Raw genomic sequence first — 9,595 nt, forward strand, 5'->3', positions numbered from 1 at the left:
CTTGACGAGGGGGTCACGGCCGCGGCCGCCCAGGGGGCGGCTGCTTCCGTCCAGTTTCACCACGGCTCGCGGGCGATAGTCAAGATCGGATAGGGGTTCCGGCGCGTTCCGAACGCTTGATGCCCAGGTCAGCGCCCATTGCGCGCAGGGCGTGGAGGGCAGTTCGGAACGGCGGGCCGCCGGTCGCGGCAGGGCCTGTGCCGGTTGTGTTCCGGGCAGACCCCGACGCCCCCATCTCCGTCCTCTACGTGCCCCTCGCCGACCCGGCCCAGCTCGCCGACAGCAGCAACCCCGACCGCGGCCTCTTCCAGGACTTCGCCGACGAGTTCGGCCGCGACCACCACGGGCAGCAGTTCGACAAGAGCCACCTGGCCAGCGGATGGGCCGTCATGGCACACGACGCCGTCCTCACCGCGAGCCTCGCGATCCGCAAGGCCATCGACACACCCCAGACCCCGCCCAGCGTGCACGCAGTAGCAGCCCAGCTCTACCTCCTCGACACCACCAACGTCATCAGAGGCGCCAGCGGCATCTTCCGCATCGACCCGCAGACCGGCAACCGCAAGAGCACCCACGAACCCCAGGTCGTACGCCTGGGCGCCCCACCGCGCAGCTAAGGAACACCAGGCCGACCTCGACCACATCGAGGTCGGCTTCCCTCTGCCCCGAGGCGATCTCCCGCAGTGACAGACGTGCCGCACCCCGGACGACCACCTGCCGGACCCGGCCGCGAAACTGTCCTACAGCTGTGGGACACATTGAGAGAGGGGCCCGATGGGCATCGTCGGAGACAGCCTGGAGCGGGCCGCGCGGGCGGTCGGCACCCGCCTCATCCCCAAGAGCGCGGGCGCGCAGATGCGCTACCTCGTCAAGCAGCACAAGGGCACGACCAAGGCCGTTGCCGCCCTGCTGGGCGTCTCGCAGCGCACCGTCGAGCGGTACGTGAAAGACCAGATCAAGCGCCCCAAGGCCGACCTTGCGGCCCGGACGGAGTCCGAGGTCAAGCGCCGGTGGCAGCCCCTGGTGCGCAAGCGCGCCCGGGAGAAGGCCGCGACCCAGACCGGCCTGGTGATCGAGACGCGGGCGCGGTTCGGGTTCACCGCGGCGCCCGGCACCAGCGATGACGGGCGGATGCGGCGGATCACGCAGCACCTGCCCCCGGAGTACGCGGGCCGGCTGCTGGCCGCCCAGGACGCCGGGGCCTCCGAGGCCGAGTTGCAGCAGATCGCCGCTGACGGGCTCGGAGAGGTCTACTTCCGCGACAGCGGGAGCCGCGCGGACGGGTTGCAGGTGGAGTTCACGGACATCGACTACATAGACGTGAACCTCTGATCCGCTGCCCTGGGCGGCACCCTGTGAGGACGTCCGTGAGCCGAAGCACGATGGTTGTCACATAGGCAGGCTGGTTGTCACCGGCGGTGTTGTGGGCGGTTGAGCCTGAGTGCGACAGGTCGATACTGTAACTGTGGTCATCCGTGTCCGACTTCCTCGGTCCGGTTCTCCTCGGTCGGCCTCTGCGGGCTCAGAGAAGCGGCGGTGTCAGTGGGCTCTGCCAGGGTGTGCGTCGTGGATGAACTGGTGGAGCGTGTCGACGATCAAGATCGTGTGCTGGGGATGGTGGTCAGCCGCCAGCAGGCCATCCAGGAGGGTTGGCTGCACCGAGTCGCCGTGACGGTGTGTCGTGATGAGGATGGACGGATCCTCGTCCACCGACGGTCGGAGCAGGTATCGCGCTTCCCCGGGCTCTATGAGGTCGGGGTCGGTGGCGCCGCAAATGTCGGCGAATCCTATGAACAGGCCGCCGCGAGGGAGCTGACCGAAGAGCTGGGCATTCGTGCGCTGCCGCGCTTGCTCTTCACGTTCATCAACCGCAGCGGCTTGAGCCCTCACTGGCTCGGCGTGCACGAAGCCGTGGTGCCGGACGCCGTGGTCCTCGATCCCGATGAGGTCGCCTGGCATGGATGGCTGACCGAGCCGGAGCTGCGGTCGGCCCTGCTGGAGTGGCGCTTCACCCCCGACAGCAACGAAGCCTTCAGCCGGTATCTGGCGTTCCGGACCGCGCGGTCTTGACCTTGTCCATCCCGCTCAGGCTCAGCGTCTGTCGATCTCCTTGGCCAGGTGCTCGGCCTGGTCTTCGAGCAGTGGCTTGAGGGCGCCGTAGTAGGGCTGGTGGTCAGTTGTGCGGAGCCAGTGGAAGACGTTGTGTCGCTCCCGGGTCCAGACGGCGCGTAGTGCGGGGTCGGGGGCGATGTGCGGCGGGCAAGGTGCGAAGTCGGGCTCGCCTTCGGTGACGCGGGTCCAGATGTAGGCGCTGACGGACAGGCGCCTGCGGTCGTCGCTGAGGGGCTTTCGGTGGCTGGTTGAGCCGAAGCACGATAGTTGTCACCAAGGCAGGCTTGTTGTCACCGACCGGCAAATGGGTCACTTGAGTCATCGGGTTGTGGGGCGGCCATCCCAGTGGCAGCGGCTCGTCTTGCCATAGTCGCTCATCCACAAGCGCGTGCGCTCGGCCACCCAGCGCTTGCCTGCCTGGACGGTGCCCCATGCGCCGCTCACGCACGTGCTGTCTTTCTCGCTGTTCGAGATCAGTCCTCGCCGGCCTGAGCGATGGCCGTGCGCAACAACTTGGCCAGCGATCGGCCGGCCACCCGCAGCGGTTCCGGATCACGCGCAGCCCGGCTGAGCATGAAAGCCCCCTCCAGCATCATGATCATCGAGTACGCGAGGGACTGCGCCGTCTTCGGTTCGGCCACCCAGCGGCCGAACCACCGCGTCGCCGTGCCGACCCACTCCTCGAAAACCTCCGCCGTCGCGACCCGCAACACCTCATTGCTGCTCGCCACTTCCAAGGCCACCGTCCCGATCGGGCACGCGTCGGCATAATCAGCCGCTGCAAGGTCGTCCGCGGCCGCTTCGAATGCGCGCACCAGGGACTCCACCGGGTCCGGCACACTGTCCAGCAGAGCCACGACCATTCGGCCGTACTCGGTTCCGGACGTGCGGATCATGTCCTCGGCCAGTTGCTGCTTGCCACCGGGGAAGAAGTGGTAAATCGAGCCGAACGGTGCGTCTGCCTCTGCCGCGATCCGCTTCAGGCCGGTGGCCGAGTAGCCGTGTCGGCGGAACAGCACCGTGGCGGCACCCTGGATCCTGGCTCGCGTGTCCGTCTGTCCCATGCCTTCCACCCCTTTCCCTCCAAGATTACAGTAGAACGATCTATCAAATAGGGGGTTGGGATGCCGAGAATCGAGTTGTCCTCCGGACCGATCGACTACCAGGACACCGGCGGTGAGGGGCCCGTGCTGGTGCTCGGCCACGGTCTACCGATGAACGAGACCCAGTGGCGCAAGGTGGTCCCGCTGCTGGACGGATACCGCTGCGTCCTGCCCACGCTGCCCCTGGGTGGCCACCGTCAGCCGATGCACCCGGATGCCGACCTGTCCCAGCGCGGTGTCGCCCGGCTCCTGGGTGAGTTCATCGAGGGGCTCGGTCTGGGCCAGGTGACCCTCGTACTCAATGACTGGGGCGGGGGCCAGTTCCTGGTGTCGGAAGGGCAGGACCAGCACATCGCGCGCCTGGTGCTGGTGGCCTGCGAAGCCTTCGACAACTTTCCCCCAGGGCCGGCCAAGGCCATGGCGCAGGTGTGCAGGGTTCCGGGCGGCGTCTGGCTCCTGACGCGCCTCATGCGCGTTCCCGCCTTCCGTCACAGCCGGGGCGGATACGGTGGGATGAGCCTGCGAGGGGTCCCCGACGAGATCATGGACGACTGGTTCGCTCCCGCCACCCGCAACAGGGCCATCCGCAGGGACTTCGCCAAATTCGCCACCGGGGCACCCGAACGCAAGACCTTGCTCGCCTGGAGCGAGCGACTTCGTGACTTCGACCGCCCGGTACTGGTCGTCTGGGCGGCCGAGGACCGGTTGATGCCGCGTGAGCACGGCCCCCGGCTGGCCGAGCTGTACCCGCAGGGCCGACTGATCGAGATCGCCGACTCGTCCACCCTCATCCCCGAGGACCAGCCTGAACGACTCGCCCAAGTACTCACCGACTTCCTGATCCAAACCGGAGCAGAACCGGTCCGACACGTCTCCTGAGCGCGGGAGCGACAGGCGGATCCGACAGCCACTACCGCCCTCCCGCCAAGGTCGAAGCTACAAGTCGGGCCGTGCCGCTCGGCGCCGGGTGAAGTGACGCATCGGATCACCCGGCAGCGCCGGCTCGTGTACGAGGTCCTGTACCGGGCCGGACGCCCCGTCCCCATCAGCCCCCACCAGATCGTCCATCGCCCCGGACAGACCGAGGCTCGCGATCTTCGCTACTGGTGTGCCGAACGAGCACTTGTGACAAGCCGCGTGCCTCACTGGTGACAACCAGCCTGCTTCACCCGGTCTCATTCACCAGCTCAACTGGCTCTGCCGGTGACAACTACCGTGCTTCGGCTCAGTGTGACTGAGCGCTTCAGTTGGCCCTTTAGCGCCCAAGTTGGCCCGCTGAGCGTGATGGCTGGCCCGTGGAGCGGGGCAACGAGCAGCCTGGCGGCCATGATGTAGATCACAGAGGCTGGACCTCAATCTTGGTTGAGGGAGCAGGGTTCTGGGCACCGAGGGATGCCGCTTAAGGCACCCAGGACCTGCGCTATCGAGGAGCCTTAGATGTCTGACGACCGCGTCATTGTGGTGACTGGTGCGACTGGGAGGCAGGGTGGCGCCACCGCGCGCGCACTGCTGTCTCGCGGCTGGACGGTGCACGCATTGGTCCGTGACCCGAACAAGCCCGAGGCACTGGCGCTGAAGGAGGCCGGCGCCGTCCTGGTCCGCGGTGACCTGGACGATGTGGCATCGCTGGATGCGGCCCTGCGCGGCGCGTACGGCGTGTTCAGCGTGCAGACCTTTGCTGGACCGGACGGCTTCGCCGGCGAGATCCGGCAGGGTGAGGCCGTCGCGGAGGCGGCCGCCCGCGCGGGTGTCGCGCACTTCGTCTACAGCTCGGTCGATGGCGCCGACCGCCCCGGTCAGGTGCAGCACTTCGCCAGTAAGGGCGAAGTCGAGCGGCACATCACGGCGCTCGGTCTGCCCGCGACGATCCTGCGGCCAGCCTTCTTCATCACCAACTTCGAGCACCTGGGCCCCCAGTGGGTGGACGGCGAGCTCACGCTGACGATGGCGCTGGCCCCGGACACGAAGCTCCAGATGATCACCCCGGGCGACATTGGAGGCATCGCCGCCGACGCATTCGACACCCCGGCCGACTACCTGGGGCGCACCGTCGAGATCGCCGCAGACGAGCTGACCGGCCCGCAGTTGGCCGAAGCCTTCGCTCGCACCGCCGCCCGTCCGGTGCGCTTCACCTCCCAGCCGATCGAGCAGGTACGCGCCCACAGCGAGGAGCTGGCCGCCATGTTCGACTGGTTCAACACGGTCGGCTTCAAGGCCGACCTGGCGACGCTGCGTGCACAGCACCCCGGGCTGACGTCCCTGGAAGCGTGGGTGGGCGAGTACTGGTCAGCGCCTGCAGTACCGGCCTTCGTGGCCTGAGACACGCGTAACCAAGGTTGTACAGACTGAGCGCTTCAGTTTGGCCGATCGGGCCAACTGAAGTGCTCAGTCACAGGACGCCCGGAACCTGTGAGCCTCACAGCTTATTTCCCCAGGTCAGAGCGCTAAAGGCGTTCTGCAGGATGGGTGTTGTGAGCACCCCTTGACCACCCCGTGGGTACTGTCCTCTGACAAGTGATCTTGACCATTTGCCAGGGTGGGTTTGACCGCCTGGTGAAGAAGGGGCTTGCGGCCCCGGGCAGCTGATCCTGCGCCCCGGAAACGGCAGGGGGCTGACCTGTCGCACTGGCCGTCTAGCCTCGCCGGGGAAAGTCGATCGATGCATGGAGGAGTACGGATGAGTGGCCTGGGTTGGATGTACGGGGCGGACCTGCCGCTTTTGAGCGTCACCTTTGCCCGTGACCTCACTCCGCGGCAGCTGTTGGAGCGGATGGGGGCGGACCCCGCCACGCTCGCTGAGCGGACCCAGGAGGACTTCAGCGAGGACTTCGACGACATCCTCTACGAGGACGACGCCTACGTGGTCACCGCCGGCCGGTACGGGTCGTGGGCGTGGGTATGGGAGCACGGCAGTTGGCTTTGCGTCGAGGACGACGATCTGCTCGGCGAGCTCTCGGCGGGGACGGCAGCGCTGTCCCTGCACGTCAACGAGAAACCCCTCGTGGACTTCCGCTACGCCGAGAACGGGCAGCTGGTGACCGGTCTGCACACCCTCCTGGGCATCGAGCCCCAGCACCGCACCGGCCAGGACCCTCACCGCTTCGACTCCGAACTGCGGGCGCTTGGCGCTCAACCGGACACCGGCCAGACCGGACCGCTGGGAATGCGCGGGCTCTTCTACCGTCTCACCGAAGGACTCGGTGCTGGCATGGACCAGGCCGATCTCCATGCCGAGACCGTCCTCAGCGCCCGGCTTCGGCCACATCCGGACCGGGTTGCGTGATGCGCCTGACCTGTTCGCCCAACAGTCGAACAGGTCGTCACGATCACTTGGCAAATGGTCAAGATCACCTGTCAGAGGACAGGTACCCACCGGGCGCCCCCTGAGCGGGGCCGCCCCACAGACTTCCTTCCTTCCCTCCTTCCCGGGCAAAAGCCCTGCTCAGGGCCCTCTGTGGATGGGGAGCGGCCCTTTTGGGAGAGGGAAGGAAGGAAGGAAGCCGAGCACTCTGAGCACCCCGAGCGGGGCCGCCGCCGACCTGGCCGCGGCCCCGCTTCGCTGTGTCCGGGACCCGGCGCATTCGTCCCCCGGACGAGTGAATCCGTTCTCGTGTACGCGGGCGCAGCAGGGGTGCATAACCCCCAACTTCGCCTAACGGCACGGCACTTGACAGTTTCTAGGACATACCGGCATGTTTCCGGCACCGCCCAGGGCGGGCGGTGCGATGGAGGGAGACAGCGGTGGGCAAGCGCGCGGAGTACGACGAGGGGCAGGCCGCGGGGCGGTTGCGGGTGAGGCGGCCCGAGTTCCGGTGGGCCGTGCACACCGGGGCGGTGCCGCCCGGGGACGTGGGGCCGGGGGTGTGGTCGCGGGCCGCGGTGGAGGCGATGGACGCCGACGCGATCCGCGCCGGCCTGCCGTACGTGCTGTCAGGGCACGGGGCCGCTGACCAGCTGGCCGCGGCCCTGGGCACCCCGAACCCGGCCCCCGGGCAAGGGCCGGCCCAGGTCACGGTGTTCGCGGTGCGGGAGATGGTGAAGGCCGGGTTCCTCACGGACCTCTCCGGCGACCCGGCCCAGCCTGCCCTCCACCCGGACCAGGTAGCAGCTCTGGCCGCGCGCCCGGATCTGGCCGAGTTGCTGGCCGAGGCCGTGCCGCTCGGCCCGGACCAGGCCGCCGCCCGCCTCGGCGTGCGCCGCAGCACCTTTACCGACCAGATCGTCAGGCTCGGATGGATCTCCCCGGCGGGCTCCGTGATGATCGACTACAAGTCCCACGGCGGCTGGACCAAGATCCCCCTCTACTCAGGGGTCGATCTCGCCCTGCTCCCCGTCCTACGGCCCGGAGTGGACTGGGAAGCACTGCGCACCGTGCCCGCCGGGCGCCGCTCGCCGCTCGCGGGCCTCGCGCCGGTCGCACCAGGGCGAGACGTGGTGCTGCTGGCGGAGGTGGCGTGGATCGCCCGAGTCGGCCGCGCCGCGGTGGTGAACTGGCGCCGGCGGCACTCCGACTTCCCGGCCCCGGTCGGCGGGACGGACATCCACCCGGAATTCGACCGCAGCGCGGTGGCCGCCTGGCTCCTCGACCACGACAAGATCGAGACCCCTTCACAGATCCCGCCGGCCATGCTGCTCCTCGACGGCGCCGAAGGCCCGACAAGGCTCCGCCTCGACGGCCCGCGGCTGCTCCTGGCCGACGACGCCGAGGACGAGGACCAGCTATCGGGCTGGACCACCGACGCCGACGCCGACGCCCTGGCCGAGCTCACGGCCGGGACGTTCGGAGCGTCGCTGCGCCGGCTGACCGTGCCGGGGGCGGCTCCGCTGGCGGTGCCCGGCGAGGTGAGGGTGGTCGACCGATTCAGGACCGGATCGGGCGGGCTGAAGGTGACCCTGGCGTGGCCGGCCGCCCTCCGGGGCGCCGCCTCGGACGGGCAGGCGGGCGGGGTGGTTCACCATGGACTGGCGTACGCGGGCCCCGGAGAGGCCTGCGCGTGCCAGCGCCACGACTGCGGCGGCATCGTCCCGGTCAACTGGTGCCAGGAGCACGGTACGTCCGCCGAGCCGGTTCTGGAGTGGCACCCAGGCGGCGGAATCCGGTGCGCGGACCTGGCCCGCCGCCGTACCGATACGGCGGCGGAAGCCGCATCCGCGGCGCATGGGGAAAGCCCTATGTGAAAGGCGGCTGCTTGATCACCTTGCAGGGAGTCTGCCAGTGACGTCTTCCCATTTCTGGCGCGCTGCTTTGAGTCTGGCGAGTGCGGCTGCCTGCTCCGGGTCGAGCTGGTGATGTCGTGTGATGTCGTGGAGCTCGGTGCGGACGGCGTCTTCCTGTGTGGTGTCGCCTTCGGCTTCGGTCAGTGCCGCTTGGGCTGCCGCCACGCGGTCTTCCAGGGAAGCTTGGAAGACCGCGTCGAGGCGTGCGGTATTCGTGACGAGCGTGACGAAGGCGTGCACGGCGTTTTCCTCGTGCTCACTTTGCGAGAGCGGAACGTGACGGACGTGCCCGTCTGCCTCGGTCACGATCAGGTGGTGGCTCTTGGGGCCGTGATGGATCCGCACGGTGAGGCCGGCCAGTGGCAGCTCCTCTTCCTCACCGATCGAGAGAGTGTGCTGGTGCAGGATCAGGGTGCCGAGATTGCCCACCACCGGACCGCCGCCAGGATTCTGGGCTTCGCGTAGGGCCTGTTCCGCAGCGGTGACGCGGCGACGGCGGGCGGCCTGGGCGGAGTTGAGGCGGAGTTGGACAGCGGTCCGCTCGAGCCATGCCTGAACGGCCCGGGCCGTGAGGCGCCGACGAGCTCGGGCCAGTTCCCGGCGTTCGGGTGCGTAGGCGCGGCTGAAGGCAGGACCCCAGCCGCCCGGATAGCGGTAGCGGTGCCAGCCAACGAGTACCGCCACGACGATCAGCGCCCGCACCCCCCACTGCAAGACCTCCATCGTCCTCCCCTTTCCCGTCGTCTTGGCCAGCCCTACTTGTAGCGCCCTGGCGTCGTCGGCGCGGCCTGTTTGTGAGAGGTCTGCAGGCCGGCGGCGAGGGCCTGGACCGGGCTTCGGAAGTCGGACCCGACAGTGACCGGCGCGGCGGGCTTCCTCGCGCGCAGGCACAACGCGAACACCGCAGACGCGAACGCAGGCCGCGAGTGACCCGCCAGCTGAGCCCATCGGCTCGACGCCGACCCGCCCCTGGCCAGCTCCCCTCGACGCGGTGCGCTCGCCGCGTGCCGTCCGGGCTCGGACCGGCGGTGAATCCTTTCCTGGCCGGCTGCTGATGGCAGTGAGCCCCTAAGGGCTTGCAGATCATTAACATGTCGTCTTGATCTTGTTGGGCTCGTCGGTCAGGGCGAGGACCTGGGCATGGAGGATTGAGAGGACTGCGG

The 9,595-nt window shown here is 68.6% G+C and carries 9 protein-coding genes; 7 read left to right on the forward strand and 2 right to left on the reverse strand.

What is annotated here, in order from left to right; genetic code table 11:
• Positions 1–206 precede the first annotated feature (206 nt).
• The 3 genes from ABZZ20_RS29390 (at position 207) to ABZZ20_RS29400 (ending at position 2,070) form a co-directional block, all read left to right on the forward strand.
• Complete coding sequence (locus ABZZ20_RS29390) at positions 207–617, forward strand: hypothetical protein (protein ID WP_356874702.1); 411 nt, start codon at positions 207–209, stop codon at positions 615–617.
• A 157-nt stretch (positions 618–774) separates the two neighbouring features.
• The gene (locus ABZZ20_RS29395) at positions 775–1,332 is read left to right on the forward strand and encodes an XRE family transcriptional regulator (protein WP_356874704.1); all 558 of its coding nucleotides are present in this window, start codon (positions 775–777) and stop codon (positions 1,330–1,332) included.
• Positions 1,333–1,566: 234 nt separating this feature from the next.
• Complete coding sequence (locus ABZZ20_RS29400; RefSeq protein ID WP_356874706.1) at positions 1,567–2,070, forward strand: NUDIX domain-containing protein; 504 nt, start codon at positions 1,567–1,569, stop codon at positions 2,068–2,070.
• Positions 2,071–2,585: 515 nt separating this feature from the next.
• Here ABZZ20_RS29400 and ABZZ20_RS29405 read toward each other — a convergent pair.
• Positions 2,586–3,176: a TetR/AcrR family transcriptional regulator gene (locus ABZZ20_RS29405; protein ID WP_356874708.1), complete on the reverse strand. Its 591-nt coding sequence runs from the start codon at positions 3,174–3,176 to the stop codon at positions 2,586–2,588.
• Positions 3,177–3,236: 60 nt separating this feature from the next.
• Here ABZZ20_RS29405 and ABZZ20_RS29410 point away from each other — a divergent pair, with 60 nt between their 5' ends.
• From ABZZ20_RS29410 to ABZZ20_RS29425, 4 genes are all read left to right on the forward strand, one after another.
• Positions 3,237–4,094, forward strand: coding sequence for an alpha/beta hydrolase (locus ABZZ20_RS29410; protein ID WP_356874710.1), 858 nt, complete (start codon positions 3,237–3,239; stop codon positions 4,092–4,094).
• A 558-nt stretch (positions 4,095–4,652) separates the two neighbouring features.
• Positions 4,653–5,534 carry an NmrA/HSCARG family protein gene (locus tag ABZZ20_RS29415; RefSeq protein WP_356874711.1) on the forward strand — a complete coding sequence of 294 codons (882 nt, stop codon included), beginning with the start codon at positions 4,653–4,655 and terminating at the stop codon, positions 5,532–5,534.
• 358 nt (positions 5,535–5,892) lie between these two features.
• The gene (locus ABZZ20_RS29420) at positions 5,893–6,498 is read left to right on the forward strand and encodes a DUF6461 domain-containing protein (RefSeq protein ID WP_356874712.1); all 606 of its coding nucleotides are present in this window, start codon (positions 5,893–5,895) and stop codon (positions 6,496–6,498) included.
• Between the two features lie 458 nt (positions 6,499–6,956).
• On the forward strand, positions 6,957–8,393 hold the full coding sequence (locus ABZZ20_RS29425) for a hypothetical protein (RefSeq protein WP_356874713.1): 1,437 nt from the start codon (positions 6,957–6,959) through the stop codon (positions 8,391–8,393).
• A 15-nt stretch (positions 8,394–8,408) separates the two neighbouring features.
• Here ABZZ20_RS29425 and ABZZ20_RS29430 read toward each other — a convergent pair whose 3' ends face one another.
• Positions 8,409–9,155: a hypothetical protein gene (locus ABZZ20_RS29430; RefSeq protein ID WP_356874715.1), complete on the reverse strand. Its 747-nt coding sequence runs from the start codon at positions 9,153–9,155 to the stop codon at positions 8,409–8,411.
• Positions 9,156–9,595 lie beyond the last annotated feature (440 nt).

Origin of the sequence: Streptomyces sp. NPDC006430 (genome assembly GCF_040612395.1) — a bacterium.
In the GTDB taxonomy this organism is placed as follows: Bacteria; Actinomycetota; Actinomycetes; order Streptomycetales; family Streptomycetaceae; genus Streptomyces.

Bases quoted from the DNA above. Each gene is read 5' to 3' on its own strand.
- ABZZ20_RS29415 (WP_356874711.1), top strand. From the start codon at position 4,653: ATGTCTGACGACCGCGTCATTGTGGTGACTGGTGCGACTGGGAGGCAG.
- ABZZ20_RS29405 (WP_356874708.1), bottom strand. From the start codon at position 3,176: ATGGGACAGACGGACACGCGAGCCAGGATCCAGGGTGCCGCCACGGTG.
- ABZZ20_RS29430 (WP_356874715.1), bottom strand. From the start codon at position 9,155: ATGGAGGTCTTGCAGTGGGGGGTGCGGGCGCTGATCGTCGTGGCGGTA.
- ABZZ20_RS29410 (WP_356874710.1), top strand. From the start codon at position 3,237: ATGCCGAGAATCGAGTTGTCCTCCGGACCGATCGACTACCAGGACACC.
- ABZZ20_RS29395 (WP_356874704.1), top strand. From the start codon at position 775: ATGGGCATCGTCGGAGACAGCCTGGAGCGGGCCGCGCGGGCGGTCGGC.
- ABZZ20_RS29420 (WP_356874712.1), top strand. From the start codon at position 5,893: ATGAGTGGCCTGGGTTGGATGTACGGGGCGGACCTGCCGCTTTTGAGC.